The 14704-nt window shown below is 57.6% G+C and carries 12 protein-coding genes and 1 pseudogene; 7 read left to right on the forward strand and 6 right to left on the reverse strand.

Annotated elements, in window-relative coordinates:
* Positions 1 to 142: 142 nt before the first annotated feature.
* Together IFT99_RS12415 and IFT99_RS12420 are read left to right on the forward strand one after the other, a co-directional pair.
* Positions 143 to 1051 (forward strand): SDR family oxidoreductase, encoded by a 909-nt coding sequence (locus IFT99_RS12415; protein ID WP_065991873.1) that lies wholly within the window; start codon positions 143 to 145, stop codon positions 1049 to 1051.
* A 184-nt stretch (positions 1052 to 1235) separates the two neighbouring features.
* On the forward strand, positions 1236 to 1760 hold the full coding sequence (locus IFT99_RS12420) for a hypothetical protein (RefSeq protein ID WP_192132608.1): 525 nt from the start codon (positions 1236 to 1238) through the stop codon (positions 1758 to 1760).
* A 52-nt stretch (positions 1761 to 1812) separates the two neighbouring features.
* On the opposite strand, the gene IFT99_RS12425 is transcribed toward IFT99_RS12420, so the two are convergent.
* Positions 1813 to 2211 (reverse strand): hypothetical protein, encoded by a 399-nt coding sequence (locus IFT99_RS12425; RefSeq protein ID WP_192132610.1) that lies wholly within the window; start codon positions 2209 to 2211, stop codon positions 1813 to 1815.
* Between the two features lie 277 nt (positions 2212 to 2488).
* On the opposite strand from IFT99_RS12425, the gene IFT99_RS26090 reads away from it, so the two are divergent.
* Entirely contained in the window at positions 2489 to 2815 is a 327-nt protein-coding gene (locus IFT99_RS26090; protein WP_206758796.1) for a hypothetical protein, read from the forward strand.
* The gene (locus tag IFT99_RS12435; RefSeq protein WP_206758797.1) at positions 2791 to 6267 is read left to right on the forward strand and encodes a dermonecrotic toxin domain-containing protein; all 3477 of its coding nucleotides are present in this window, start codon (positions 2791 to 2793) and stop codon (positions 6265 to 6267) included. Before IFT99_RS26090 ends, IFT99_RS12435 begins: the two co-directional genes overlap by 25 nt.
* Here the strand turns inward: IFT99_RS12435 and IFT99_RS12440 are convergent.
* Positions 6268 to 6489, reverse strand: a pseudogene (locus tag IFT99_RS12440) (hypothetical protein); the annotation flags it as partial.
* 383 nt (positions 6490 to 6872) lie between these two features.
* Here IFT99_RS12440 and IFT99_RS12445 point away from each other — a divergent pair.
* Positions 6873 to 10349 carry a dermonecrotic toxin domain-containing protein gene (locus IFT99_RS12445; protein ID WP_192132616.1) on the forward strand — a complete coding sequence of 1159 codons (3477 nt, stop codon included), beginning with the start codon at positions 6873 to 6875 and terminating at the stop codon, positions 10347 to 10349.
* Here the strand turns inward: IFT99_RS12445 and IFT99_RS12450 are convergent.
* The gene (locus IFT99_RS12450) at positions 10346 to 11149 is read right to left on the reverse strand and encodes a SirB1 family protein (protein WP_192132618.1); all 804 of its coding nucleotides are present in this window, start codon (positions 11147 to 11149) and stop codon (positions 10346 to 10348) included. The two genes, IFT99_RS12445 and IFT99_RS12450, sit on opposite strands and share 4 nt — an antisense overlap.
* Before the next feature lie 195 nt (positions 11150 to 11344).
* On the opposite strand from IFT99_RS12450, the gene IFT99_RS12455 reads away from it, so the two are divergent.
* Positions 11345 to 12367, forward strand: a complete 1023-nt coding sequence (locus IFT99_RS12455; protein WP_192132620.1) for a Glu/Leu/Phe/Val dehydrogenase family protein — start codon at positions 11345 to 11347, stop codon at positions 12365 to 12367.
* A gap of 55 nt (positions 12368 to 12422) precedes the next feature.
* Here IFT99_RS12455 and IFT99_RS12460 read toward each other — a convergent pair whose 3' ends face one another.
* Positions 12423 to 12689, reverse strand: coding sequence for a YebG family protein (locus tag IFT99_RS12460; RefSeq protein ID WP_192132622.1), 267 nt, complete (start codon positions 12687 to 12689; stop codon positions 12423 to 12425).
* Positions 12690 to 13137: 448 nt separating this feature from the next.
* On the opposite strand from IFT99_RS12460, the gene IFT99_RS12465 reads away from it, so the two are divergent.
* Entirely contained in the window at positions 13138 to 13557 is a 420-nt protein-coding gene (locus tag IFT99_RS12465; RefSeq protein WP_410928410.1) for a phosphate-starvation-inducible protein PsiE, read from the forward strand.
* A gap of 87 nt (positions 13558 to 13644) precedes the next feature.
* Here IFT99_RS12465 and IFT99_RS12470 read toward each other — a convergent pair whose 3' ends face one another.
* Entirely contained in the window at positions 13645 to 13989 is a 345-nt protein-coding gene (locus tag IFT99_RS12470) for a YXWGXW repeat-containing protein (protein WP_074884139.1), read from the reverse strand.
* A gap of 247 nt (positions 13990 to 14236) precedes the next feature.
* Entirely contained in the window at positions 14237 to 14566 is a 330-nt protein-coding gene (locus IFT99_RS12475) for a DUF3509 domain-containing protein (protein ID WP_065991891.1), read from the reverse strand.
* Positions 14567 to 14704: the final 138 nt, after the last annotated feature.

The raw sequence follows: 14704 nt of genomic DNA on the forward strand, positions 1-14704 counted from the left end.
CAGCGTGTCCCCTGTTGATTGTGACCCGGCGCCGAGTCGTTGACACTCGATGACCATCACGCCCGCGTCTGCTGCCCTTCATGGCTCCTGATGAGTCAGGGGCCGTGGGCGCAGCGCCGGCTTCATCATCGGGGAGAGCAGCATGAGCGAGTCCGTACGTTTCGAAGACAAAGTGGTAATCGTCACCGGTGCGGGCGGCGGGTTGGGAAGAGCCCACGCATTGTTGTTCGCGAAACACGGCGCGCGGGTGATCGTCAACGACCTCGGCGGTTCGGCCCATGGCGAAGGGGCCAATGCCTCGGCGGCGGATCGGGTGGTCGCGGAAATCCGTGAAGCGGGCGGCGAAGCGGTTGCCAATCATGATTCGGTCACCGACGGCGACAAGATCGTCCAGAACGCTCTGGATGCCTTCGGCCGCGTCGACGTCGTGGTCAACAACGCCGGCATTCTGCGCGACAAAAGCTTCGCCAAAATGGAAGACGCCGACTGGGACCTGGTTTACCGCGTCCACGTCGAAGGCGCCTACAAAGTCACCCGCGCAGCGTGGCCCCATCTCCGGGATCAGGGCTACGGCCGCATCATCTTCACCTCGTCCACTTCCGGCATTTACGGCAACTTCGGTCAGGCCAACTACGGCATGGCCAAACTCGGTCTATATGGTTTGACGCGCACGCTCGCGGTTGAAGGGCGCAAGAACAACATCCTCGTCAACGCCATCGCCCCCACCGGCGGCACACGCATGACTGAAGGCCTGATCCCCGCCAGCGTGTTCGAGCTGCTCAAGCCTGAACTGGTCAGCCCACTCGTGGTGTACCTGGGCAGCGAGCAGTGTCAGGACAGCGCCGGCCTGTATGAAGTAGGCGGCGGCTGGATCGGCAAGGTCCGCTGGGAGCGCAGCCTGGGCGCCGGATTCGACCCGCACGCAGGCTTTTCGCCGGAAGACGTCGCGGCGCAATGGCAAACCATCAGTGACTTCAGCGATGCGGTGCATCCTGCTGACAACGTCGAAGCGCTCAAGGAAATGATGGCCAATCTGCAGAGATTTGCCTGATCAGGCTTTGATCAATAAGCGGCCAGTTCGGCGATCGAACTGGCCGTTTTTGTAGGAAGGTTATTTGCCGCGACGTAGGAACGGTCTCTGAATGAGGCAATGATTCCGTCTTCACTTTTTCAGCCTAAACCCCGCCCCCAGTCGCCCGACATGCCTGAGGATCAACCGATTTTCAGGAGGTTTTATGATTGGCAATTTGAGTAAGGTGCAAGAGCGGCTGAGGGTATACAGCGCTGTCCCGGACAAGCAATTTAACGTGCGCTCCGGCCTCAACCCTCAAGAGGAAGCGGTGAAGCAGAAAGTACGTCAGTACTGGGCGGACAAGAGCATTCCTGATGTTAAAAAGCTGGAGGGCTTGAACATCAATCTGGCTGGATTTGATCCGCGTAAGACCAGTAACCGGCAGTTGAGGGATATCGGCGCTCTACTGGCCGAGCAAGGAATTATTGATGGAGACCTTATTGGCACTCTGGGCGGCATCAATGTCGAGTTCGATGCGCTGGGAAAAGAAATCAATATCGACAAGGAGGTCAATGCGTACGAATTTTTTACCGACCACTTTGTTCGACTGCAGGGCGCTATCAAGCAAGGCAATGAGATGGCAAAAGGCGCCGTGGTGGATTTGAACACCGCGGTTTCTGTGCTGATGGCGCTGGATGAGCATGCTAAGCGACCTCGCGAGCGTTCATTGGTGAATATTCGCGCCTGAGGATATGAGTTCGGGCGTGGGGCACCACTAGAGTGCCCCAAGCTTTCAGCTGTTACATGGGGACGACGTAACTCCCTGAGTAACTGGTCGGCACAGGACTTTGTACGTTATCGATTACCAGTCGAAATGTGCCAGCGCCGAACAAGCCTGATGGGTCGTACGTTTTACCAGTCACCGAAGACCAACTGCCACCTTGAAGCTGTTGGACGAACACAGGAACTTGTCCTGAAGCGCCGGTCACATTGAAGTGATGGGAAGTCGTCCCGCATGTGACCGTGTACGGACCATAGATCACCTGTTGCTCACCTGGGTTTACGGTGCCGGCCGGTATAGCGCCCGAAACTTTCGTGCAGAAATTCATCGTGCTTGCAATAGGTTGCGCAGCAGTTGCACCAGCAAGCGACACCAGGCTTGCCACCAGAATCAGTGAGGTCATTTTTTTCTTGAACATATTAGAGCTCCATTAGCCATTTTTTGTTGGGTATCGTCGCGTGGTGTCTCCACCTCGCCGATGACTAATGTTTAAACAGAACGTTGCGTAGGAATGTCGCTAGACATGCTGTGGGATTTTTCTGAGCTTGTTTTTGAGAGTGAAGGTTGGACCCACGGTGGTCATAAGGACTCTCGGAAATCGTCATTTGGTCCCACAAAAAAAAGCCGCTGCAATCGCAGCGGCCAAATAAGACGTTGAATCCAGGAGCTTCAAAACACAACGTCGGTGACGACGATTGAGCACCCCCTTCCTTTGCCACGGTTGGCAGAGGGTGAGGGGCTGCTCGGATGGCGCGAAGGTTAAGGGGTTTGCTGTAAGCGAAAAAGCGCATTTTGTGACAAGCAGTGTTACCGCCGCAGCAACAGTAGGACGGCACCACAAACAGGCGATGTTCAACTTTATTTCCTGCACAACGGGTCGGCGCCTGCCGCTCATCTCAATCAATAGTTATTCCATCGTTCTGCGACTCAGCGGGTTAGATGACGGCTCATTTGGACTGTTCACGTTTTTCACACTTTGGCTGGATGCCTGGGTGGCGTGGATGGTTATCCTGGAGCTGTAAAGATGACTTATCGTTCTGTTGAAAACAGTGCCCGCCAGAATGCGGGCTCCCTGCTCGATCATGCAAAAAGCGAAGGCGAGCTGTCGGCGTCGATCGTCGAGCAACTGCGCCAAGCCCCCACCTTGCAGGAGGCAGCGAGGCAGATGCTGGTCGACGCCCTTGCTCGAAGCACCCGGTTTCCAAACCCTGACGCGCTGTTCATTCACAGGAAAAACACGGCCGGGTTTGATCCGCAGCCGCTTGCGCTGACTCAGGCGCTGCTGCACGCCTTTATCGGGGACCGCGCGTACCTCGACGATAAACAGGCCGTGGTGTCCACCCGTCGAGACTCTGCTCATCCTGCTCACGCCTTGCCGGGCTGGGACATCGAAGCCATCAGGACGCTGTTTCCGAGCCTGCTGAGCAAGCTGCCGGGTTTCTTCAAGTTCAGTCTCGACGAGTACTGGACCTTCGAGGAGCAGACCTTCACGCCCATTCCCGGCGAGGACGCTGTGACGGGTACGCGCGATGTTGTGCTGGAGAAGCTGCAGTCCTGGGTTTTCCACCATGCCATCCAGTTGGCCGTCGGCGAACGTGAGCTGGACGGGGCGGACCGGACTAGACTGCGACAGGTGGTTGACGATGTCGATTGCAAAGGTCGTTATGCCGTGTCGTTGCGCACATCGGAAGGCGCTGCGCTTCCGCTGATCGGCGCTTTTGTGGCAACCGCTGAAAATACCGACAGCTCGTCCCTGGCTGCCGATGGAAACAGCTCACCCGTGTTCCTCATGACCCCTGCGGGCGGGATGGAAAAGTTCGCTACGCTTGGGGCGATGGAGGCTTCTCTGTATCACCGCCTTGGCGAAGAGGACTCACGCGAACTCTTGGCGGGTTACCTCTCGCTCGAACACCAGTTGCTGATCGCCGAGGCCGCCCCGGGCTCGGTGCAGCTGAGTTACTCGCTGCTGAACGATACGCCCGCTGCGCGCTTTATCGCGAGCTTGCAAGAGAAGCAGATCAACGACTTCGATCACCTCAGTGCCCAGGCATCGCTGAGCAGTGGCGACTCGCGGGCACTGCTGCGGATGTTCGACGACGTCAGCCGCCTGGATGATCTGGAGCAGGCCCTGAATGTTCGCTATCTGGCGCTGCTGGCATTCGTGCAGGAGCGCAGCCTGCCGGATTGGCTCATGTCCGCCCCTGCTGTTGACCGTCAGCGCTATGACGCGCTCGCGCAAGAGCAGGCGCGTTGTGAAGAGCGTGTGCAGGCGCAACTGGTTGGCACCGAAACGGCTGAAATCCATGCGCGTCGAGAAATCGCCGCCTACCTCATGAAGCACCTGGGCTATACGTTCGATCCTTCCAGCCTGAGGATCAATCTACCGGATGAAATGTCCTTCGCTGATGCGCCGCTGAGAAGCGTTTACACGAATACATTGCTTGGATTTGCCCTCGAAGGCATGCCCGAGGTCGAGCTTCGCCTGGGGCCGAGTATTGAGATTGACCCCGCGTACTCCCATCTACGCCTGAATTTCGATTTTGTCTGCCGCTTGGTGCGAGACCTCGATTTGAAGCGCCGCTACGGGCTCGAGTTGGAGCGTCGCTACCGCGAGCAGGACACCCTGAAAGCCCTGAGTGCCTTGCGCGCGAGCGATATCGCATTGAGTGCCTGTGCGGCAACGCTGCAAGGGCAGCTGTCGGAACGTGGCCAGGCGCTGATTGAGCGCGTGCAGGCCAATCTAGGCAGAGACAGCACGTTGAAAATCGGAGCCTTGTACCTCAAGGGCGGCAACCGGAGGCTCGAGGATGTGGTTGTTCTGCGTGAGATCCGCGGCAAGGATGAATTCTATGTGCTTTATGCGCCCGGCCACCCGAGCGGCCGCGATCTGTTCGATTTCTCCACCTGGCGTGAATTGTCGTTTGAAATCCGCAGTTGGCTGGCGACCCCACAGGGCGCGCAGTACTTGCTGGATCAAACGGTCGTCAACCCGGATCATCACGTCGTCCCTTATATCGCGAGAGTTCAGTTGGTGCCCTCGGAGTGGACTGCCGACAGCGTGCAGTTCATCTCCATCAATGGCTCCTTCCTTACGGACGCCCTGTCGGGCCTGAGTTATTACAAGATCGAGCAAATTCTGGCGCGGGATCCGAGTGTGTTCAGTGCGCGGATGCAGCACGTTACCGATCAGCAGCGGACCGCGCAGGTGTTGCTGGACCACCGGATTGAGGCACTGAATGCCGCTTACGACAAATTCGGCATCACGCCTTGGCGTGAAGCGGCCCGGCGTGAATGCGAACGCTTGATCACTGCGCACTTGAGGGCCTCCGGCATACCGGGAAGTATCGACCCGGATACCGTGTTCTGCGATCTGGAGAACGCAACGGCTGAGGGTCAGCCCGATTTTGGCCGCTATACCACGCTCAAGTGCCTGACAGATCTGTTCATGGTGGGTTACTCGGAGGAAGAGTACGCCTTTCACCCCGCCGCCACGTTGTACTCATCCATCGGCCAGGACCTGTCCGCTCTTTCCGGCGCAATCGTTGACAGCATGATCCGCGGCTCAAATTACGCGGATGAGTACCTGACGCAGCTGCGCCGACATACCTGGAGCATTTCCAATTCCCCGCCCGAGACGATCGTCGCCTTGTTCTCCCGCAAGACTCATTACCAGATGCGCCGTGACGCGCTGGACGAATATGTCGCCGGGCGCCTTGCGCTCGATCAGTACAACTGGCTCGTACGGATGATTGCAGGGCTGGATGGCAGCATTGTCGGGAATACGGTGGAGACTCCGGGAACGTTTCATCGGTTGGTGATGGAGCACAAGACACTTGTCGATATCTACCTCTTCAAACCGGACGCCACCCACGCCCGCTTTGGGACGCTGGCCTATACGCCTGACGCGCCTGATGGTCATCTGTTTCGTCAGGAGGACGACATTGTTCGCTCGGTGTCGCGCCCTGGCATGAACCGGTATTACTACGACCGCGCGAACTTCAGGGCTCAGGGCACCATCGGCCCATTGCTGCAAAAACTTGAACAGTCGCCCATGGTGGGGAACACATTCTACAAGGTTGCTCGCTCAGTGCCGTCGGTCAGGAACTTCGAAGATCTGCACGACTTCATCGTGACCCACTTGATGGTGGACATTGATGCTCAGACCGAGAGTGTCAACGAGCGGCGCTTGCTCAAGACGTACAACTTTGTTCGCAAATACGGCGGCTATGTTGCAAATCTGAACCCGAAAACCAAAGCGGTGTGGACAGCCCTGCACGCGACGGTCGATCTGTTTCGGGGCATTTACGCCTACCAGGACGGCAACCATGAACGCGCGAAACGCTACTTCATCGATGCTGCGAAGGGCGCCTACAAAACCGCCAAGCAAGTCCGCAAGATCCGTAAGGCGGAGAAATTGAAGCGCCTGGGCAAGACGTCAAAGCCGTCGTCGGTTGGGCTGCCGCAGTTCCGATGATCAATGCAGCGCACCCATTCCGGGAAGCTGAACCAGACGTTGAGTGAGTCGCACCCGTTGAACCGGGTCATCACTCAACATCAACGCATGCTCCAGGTCGAAACGTTCGGCCTGGGGACAGTCCAGATGCTGGTACAGGCTGGCACGGGCGAGGTAATCGCTGGTGCTGGCCTGGCCCAGTACTATCACTCGATTGGCGCTCTTGACTGAGGCAAGCCCATCAGCAATCGCAGCAGCGCAAACCAAACGTTGATTCAGGCGCTAACAATACAGCGTTGAGTGACTGCTTCAGCCATTAAGAAAAATCAGTCATTCATCAGACTTCAAACCCTCAACTTTGAATGCGCCCATCGATGTTTTCGGGGGCCGCAGACGGCTGGATTTCCGCCGTGCACTCTGACATCTCAACAGTAGGAGAAGACTCCAGTCAGTCGAGTACGGTGTTCATTTCCTGCGAACTGCGTCCGTCCAGCCTCATGAGCCAAGCAATATGTACCGCTTACCAAGCTGAGCAAACGTCGGAAAATAGCCCGCTCGAACCGCTCACGTTGTACCCATTGGCCGGATGCCGGTGGGCGTGACGGTTCTTTATCGGAGCTGTATCCATGAATGATTTATCTGCTGCAATTCCCTTCAATAACCAAGGTGCGCTTCAGCAGCACGCCACCACCCGGCACTTTCTCGCCTTTACCACGGCGTGCTCGCAATGCACCTCGGTACTGGACAAGCTCCCCTCGCTTCGTGATGTCGCTTTTGACCGTCTTTCAAGCTTTCTGCGCGGGAATGTATCAGTGTGGAACCCGGACATTATTTTTCTGAACACCGCGTCCGCGTCCGGAGCGGTGCAAAGTTCGCGTTCACTTACTGATGCCCTGATTCAGGCAATGACGCAAGGGGCCAGCGCCTTCGATCAAGATTCCCAGCGCCTGTATTACCGCCACGACAGCACCGAGGTGCAGCACCTGGTTGCAGAAAAAGATTTCTCCACGATCAAAAGTATTTTTGGCCAAGTGCTGGCGATGTTTCCCGGGGCTTATCACGCGGCGCTTGGCTGGGCATGGGACAGCCGTGAGCATTCCCCGGCTGGCGGCAAAAGTGCGGCGCGCCACGAAATGGTAAGTGCGCATCATCATTCGGCACTCAAGCACGACATTGAGTTTCAGGTTATTGAGCAGCGACTCAACGACGAGGAAAAAACACGCCTGCTGCATGCATTGAGTCACCAACCCACTGGCGGGCTTTTCAAGATATCCCTGCGTCTGTCGCGCGAAATGACAGCACCGCTGCTCTCGGTCTTCGCGGTCGCGCGGGATGAACAGGCGGTCGATGTCCGCCACGCCTCCGGACCCTGTTATCTGGTCATGGCCGCAGGCGGAGTTGAGCGGTATGACTCTTTTTCTGAGCTCAACAGCCAGCTGGCTCGGCGACTGTCCTGGCCATCGGGTAAGGAGCCGTTGCTGAAAAACCTTTATTTATCGGATCTTGCGGGATTGCCCGAAAATCATGTTTTCGGCAACGACGATCTTGAATACGAGCCTTGTATCGAGCCACTGCTGCACTGCCATGTTCAGGGACTTCGTAACAAGCAGGCCATGGACTTCGAGTTTCTGGTGCAACAGGCCAGAGCGAACAGCGAGGGCAATCACACCTTTTTGAAAAAAGTCAGTGAAGTGCAGGTGTGTGCTCATATTGATGAAGGGATGGGGCACCGGTTCAGGAGCCTTTCCATTCGTGCCGAGGATCTCACTCAGCCTCAATGGCTTAAATACGCGGCCCCCGAGAAGCGCGAGCACTATGCGAACCTCAATAACCAATTCAGCGAACGCAAGCGTGCAGTTGATGCGCTGTTTGAGGGGCTGGAATCGTTGGAAGTATTTGCCCGTCATGAGATTGATCGCTATGTGCGCAGGCATCTGGGCTATTCGATCGACGCGCAGCAAATAATGATCAGCGTGCCGGATGAGTTCGACCTTCAGGGCGGCACTTTTTCGGCGAACCACCGCAAGTCGCTGCTTGATTTCGCGATGCATGGCCTGCCGGCAGTTTCAGGTCCCGGCAAGGTGATGGTCCCTGTTGCGTGTTCGAATCCTGCGTTTACATTCGAGTTTGTGAAAACAATGCTTGATGAGCTGGATGTGCAGCGCCGTTACCTGCAGCAGCTCAGGGCGCAGTTTACCCATGAAGAGACCTTGCGAGCCCTGACCCACAGGCGAGACGCCGCGTTGGCGCTGAGTGCTTGGGCTGCTGTGCTGCAAGGCCATCTGATGGACGACCGAAGCCAGGACCTCATCCATCTGGTGCGCGCCGACATTATTCAAGACGGTGCAGTGATGACGCTGGGCAGCCTGAAACTGGCTGTCAACGGCATGCGCTTCAAAGATCTGCTGGTGTTCCGTAAGCAGGATGCGGCAGGCGACGATCATTACGTTCTTTACGCACCCGGTGCGCCAGGCGGCCAGGATATGTTCGGGTTCAGCTCGTGGCGCCAGTTGTCCTTCGAAGTCGGCAGCTGGCTGGCGACCGATGCGGGCGGCAATTATGTGCAAGACCAGACGGCTTTAACCGCCGAGGCTGACCATTCCGATTTTCTGGAAAAAGTTCGTCTCAAGGGCACGTTGTGGGGTGACTCCAGTGTCGTTTTCCATGAGCTGGAAGGGGACAACTTCGAAGATCGTCTCTCAGATGCAATTCGTCATAAGGTCGACCGGACGCTGACTCGGGATGATGCTGATTTGTTGGGGTTCACCATGGAAACTGCTTATGCGAACCGTGGCGCCCTTGCATTGCTTGATCATCGGGTCAGCGAACTGAACAAGGCGTTTGTGCACACAACGCAGGCGATGGTGTCTTTCGAGCAATTCGCCAGGAGCGAAGGCAGCAAGCTGCTCAATGATTACATTGCCAGCCAAGGCATCGACGAGCGCGTCGATACCGATACGCTCTTCGTGGATCTGGAGAACGCTGCGTACGTCGCGAATCCGGACTTCAGTGCGTACACGCGGCTGAGGTCCTTGACCAGCCTGTTCATGGAAGGGTTTTCCGACCAGTACGCTTTTACTCCTGCGGCGCCGATGTACTCCTCGGTAGGGCAGGACCTCAGGGCGCTGCCCTTGTACTTCGTCCAACGAGTGGACAAATCGTTGCGGGAAGCGGCGTTGGGTGAGCGTTACATCCAGTGGATCAGGAGAGAGTTCCTGGACACCTCTCACGAGCAGTATCGCTATCGCAGGGCGTTATTTGGCAGGCGTCTGCAGTTCGATATGCGCTCAGCGGCGATGCGAGAATTTTTGAAAGGCAATTTATCCACTGCGCAATATCAATGGTTGGTGCCATTGATTGTTTCGCTGGATAAGCAGGTGCTCGACAAAAACGAGGGGCTGCAACGCCGTATCAGCCGCAGCAGCGCTTCAATGTTCCGCTTTGCCGGTTACATCGTTCAAGGCGTTTATATGCTCCGGGATTTCAGCTCCTCGGATGGCGACTTCAATCTGTTATATACCCCTGATGCTCCCGATGGCGTCAGCTTCCGAAAGGTGACCGACTACGTGCAACTTATGCGCTCGCCTGACATGCGCCACTATTACTACCTTCGTGTTCCCTACAAAGGGCAGCCGAGTGTGGGGTCTCGTTTCGATGCCATGGACCGCAATCTCCCGGTGCAGTGGGTCCGCGTTGAAAACAGGGAGCACCAGAATACCGATCGAATCACTGACATCCATGATCTTTACAACGAACAAATCAGTCGCATCATTGCCGATGTCGATGCTCAGACCAAAAGCCGGACGGAGCGCTGGGTCGAGAAGGTTTATTCGGTTGTAAGGTTACTCGGCTCCGTGCTGCTGATGCCGTTTCCCGGTGGAGCGCTTGCATGGACAGTGCTTCACACCGCCATCGATATACAACGAGGCTTGCTCGCCTATCACGACGGAGACCGCGCGACCGCGTCCTGGTTTTTTGGATCTGCTGTCTTTGGATCAATACTGGGAGGCACCGGCGTCAAGACAGTCCTGACTCATGATCAGGCACTGGTCATCAAAGTCGGTCAGTGGGCGGTAAAAAAACTGGCAGCCCAGACCGTTTAATGGATGGCGCGCCCACTCGGCAGAGACTGCAGACGCTGCGTCAGGCGCAACTTCTGCAACGGGTCATCACTCAACATCAACGCATGCTCCAGGTCGAAACGTTCGGCCTGGGGGCAGTCCAGATGCTGGTACAGGCTGGCACGGGCGAGGTAATCGCTGGTGCTGGCCTGGCCCAGTTCCATCACGCGGGTTGCGTCTTTAAGTGCCGCGAGCAAATCATCGTTTAACTGATGCAGATAGCGCAGGTTTCGCGAGAGGCGTTGAAGCATGGCTGCAGGCGTCGCGGTTTTCATGTGCTCGGCCTTGAGCGGCATGTCCGCGCCGAACTGACGCAGGAGCAACTCACGGCAGTCCTTGGGGTAGAGCCTGCGTCCGCCGCATGGGTCCAGGGTATGGTCGGCGCCGGGCACCCGCAGCAGAAAATGCCCCGGGAAGTTCACGCCTTCGAGGGGAATCTCCAGTCGCCTCGCTATCTCCAGCGCAACCAGCGCCAGCCCCAGCGGCTGGCCGCGATGACGTTCAAGCACTTTGTGAATCAAGGCAGCCTGGGGTTTGGGCTGAGCGGCATCGTCTTGCTGGAACCCCAGCGTCGCCAGTTGCCGAAGCAAGGGCTGGGCAAGCTCGGCGACCGGCAATAAAGGTAATGCCGCACTGACACTGCGCTCCAGTGCGGCGAGCTGATCGCGAATAACCTGAACATCAACCTCCCCGTCGTGCTCCGCAGCGATCCATACCGCAGCGTCGAATGTGGAGGGCGGGTTTCGTTCTAGACAGGCAATGCATTGCTGGTGCGGATTCATCGACTTCTCCGGCAGGATAAGACGGCTGAGAAGAATTAAAGGATGACTCTGTTTTAGCCTTGGCCGCTGCCTTCGTCCAGCGTTGATTCATCGCGCGTGGCCAACGGCAGTCCGTCGTCCGGATCCGCTCGGCCCGACCTTCTTTTTTTCATTCAGCGCCTATACTCGCCAGTACGAAAAAGGGGAGCAGTGCCCATGTTCGCTCTCATGCAAAGCTCACGCGTGCAATCACTGCACATGATGGTTGAGCCGCGCACCGGCCTGAAAGCGGTGATCGCGATCCACAGCAGCCAGAAAGGTCCGGCGATGGGGGGCTGTCGCTACCTCTCCTACCCAAACGAAGAGAGCGCCATAGAGGACGCCATCCAGCTGGCAAGGAACATGAGCTACAAAGCCGTGCTCGCCGGATTGTCATTGGGTGGTGGAACGGCCGTGATCATGCGCCCGGCCCACGTGCCTGATCGCGCTGCCCTGTTCGAGGCGTTCGGACGGTTCGTGCAGACCCTCGACGGACGTTATGTCACGGCCATGGACAGTGGCACTTCCAGAGAGGACATGGACTGCATAGCCCAATCCACTCAGCATGTCACCGGCACCACGGCGGCCGGCGACTCTTCTGCGCACACCGCATTGGGTTTGTACGCGGGGATTCGGACCACGGCCATGGCCAGGCTGGGCAGCGATAACCTTGAAGGTTTGCGCGTGGCCATTCAGGGATTGGGGCATGTGGGTTATGCGCTCGCGGAACAGCTCCATGGGGCGGGCGCCGAGCTGTTGGTCGCAGATCTGGACAGCGGCAAGGTGCAACTCGCCATGGAGCAATTGGGCGCCAAGCCGATTGCCAGCGAAGCGTTGCTCAGCACGCCTTGCGACATCCTTGCGCCGTGCGGGCTGGGCGGCGTACTCAACAGCCACAGTGTCACCAAGTTGCGCTGCGCCGCCGTCGCGGGTGGCGCCAATAACCAGCTGAGCTGTGCCGCGATCGCCGACCAACTGGAAGCCCGCGGCATTCTGTATGCCCCGGATTACGTGATCAATTCCGGTGGCCTGATCTATGTCGCACTGCATCATCAGGGGCAAAGCCCGGGCAACATCACCGCGCATCTGTCTCAGATCGGCACGCGGCTGACCGAGGTGTTCGCCCATGCGCAAGCTGAAAAGCGCTCACCCGCGCGGGTGGCGGATGAGCTGGCAGAACGGCTGCTGGACATGGAGTGAATCGCCTTCGTGGCAAATCTGCCTCAACTGGCTGAAGCCAAAGTCGCTGGGCTGATTACTCAGCCTGCTCCGCCGCGGGTGCCAGCTCGTTGAGGGCAAGGGCGTTGCTCTTGAAAGCGGCAGCGAAGATGGCGCGGTTCTTCGCCATGAAAATACTGGCGTCTTCAGCGTGTTTTTCGGAGAGCCCGGCGACGTTCTTCATCAGCACATCGGTGAGCAGCTCTGCCAGTTCCAGCATCTGATCATGGGCATCGGCGAGTTTGCGGTCCACGAACGTAGTCTCCAAATCACGGGTACTGCGGTAAAGGGTTTCAACAGCCATTGTTGGCCTCGTCGTCATTTCCAGAGTTGTAAGGGATCAGCCCGGGCGCTCAACGCTTCGGCCGACGGATGATGCAAAGACAGCGTGCTCCGTCTTTTTACTGTGTATTTATACAGTGCGCAGCATAGGTGAATCGCCTCGGCTTGGGTAGGGGGTGAGCGCTCACTTTTTTTACCAGGCGCAGCCTTGCGACATCTGGTCACGTTCTCAACCTTAGCCGATGGCCCTATTAATGCTTGCCTACAACCAGGCTGCGCACGGGCAAATCGTCATGCGCGCGGCGCATCATCCCGTCCGGATCACCCAAGGAAGTACATCGTGAACATCAACGCGGCCAACGCCCTGCGTCGACAGATCCACCGCTGCGCTCAATCGCAGCGCTCGTTATGAACACTTTTGTTTTGGTCAGGGGAGGTGAGGGATGGCTGGTGTGAGATGGGCAGATCGAATGCGGGCGAAGCTTCACGGCGGCGCCAACAGCCTGGGTAATCTGGCCGTTGAAGCGTTTCACTATCTGGCGCTGTTCGGTATTGGGGCGGTCACCGCATACGCCGCTATAAAAGCGTTCATCGGCATGCTCGGGCAGGACTACATCGCGGTGGACGATATTCTGCTGTTGTTCATCTACCTCGAACTGGGCGCGATGGTCGGCATCTATTTCAAGACCAACCACATGCCGCTGCGCTTCTTGCTCTACATCGGGGTGACCGCTTTGATTCGCTTGCTGATCAGCGACGTGTCCCATCACAAAGCGCCAGATCTGGGGATCATTTATGTCTGCGGCGGCGTGCTGTTGCTGGCGTTCTCGATTTTGGTGGTGAGGTATTCCTCGTCGAGGTATCCGTCGGTGCAGGAGAAAGTGGAGTAAGCCATCTACTGAGTCAGAGCCAGACCATCGGTGATCCAATCAAAAAATGCCCCGTCTCAGCGGGGCATTTTCATGTGCGAAGAACGGTCAGTTCACCCACACCCCAACATGGTAATGCCAGCCATCGCCTCGACTTTCCCAGTACGGATGTTGATAACGATAGCCAGGCCGTACCGCTTCCCAGTGGCCGTGTTCGGCGACGTAGCGGTTGCCGTTCCAGCGCCAGTAGCCGCGGGACCAGACATAGCCCGGGCGCGGAGCCGGTTCTTCTTCGATGACGCGCACGGGCGGCGCTTGCGGGGCGACGACTTCGACGTATTCGGCGCGGGGCGCGGGTCGGTCGACCACTCGGCGTTCGTGCACCACTCTTTCTTCCACGCAGCCGGTCGCGAGCGCCAGCGCGCCAATCAGCGCTATGTATCGTAGAGACATATCGTCACCTCAGACTTGTCCAGACTCTGCTGCTCGCCGTTGTTGTGTAACGGGGCAGCCGGCTTGCTACAGGTTTGTTGCTACAGGTTTGTTGTAGCAGGTGCTTTCTGTCTGAGGGCTGAATCGGCGGGCATTACAGGGACGTTGGCGATCGTCGGCGGGGGACGGAGCGGGTCGAGAATGATGCGGCGAAAAGACTGCGCTGGAGAGGCAATCACTATCGCCTCATGCCCTGCGCATCAAAAAATCAGAGGCCGGCAGTCAACTGCGGACGGCCGAGGAAGCGGGTTCGGGTAGGCGGAGGCGAGAGTTGTTTGAGGTCGCCATCCGTCATGGCCGCCAAGATCTTGATGGCGCTATGGCCTTGTTCGATGGCGATGCCGAACTGGATGCTTTCGATCAAACGGCGCAGCCGCTTGGGCGAGTTGCGTTGCTCGGCGCTGATCAGGCGTTTGGCGACCACACCTGACTCATTCGACAGCGTCAGCATGATGGTCCCGTCGAGGCCCTGGATACTCAGGTTGACCCGGTAGTCGGGATGGAAGGCGTCGGTGATCAGTTGAAAAGGGTTATCCATGGCCTGTTACCTGTTAACGATCTGCATGAATTGACTGGGGGTGAATCCCTTTAGTTCTCGAAGCCGATCAACGGTTAATGATTCCTGCCCTGGCCGCGCTCGCTGAAATCGCGGTGATTTCCATCAGTGGTCCGTTGA

It is taken from the genome of Pseudomonas sp. CFBP 8772, from assembly GCF_014841665.1.
Lineage (GTDB): Bacteria > Pseudomonadota > Gammaproteobacteria > Pseudomonadales > Pseudomonadaceae > Aquipseudomonas > Aquipseudomonas graminis_B.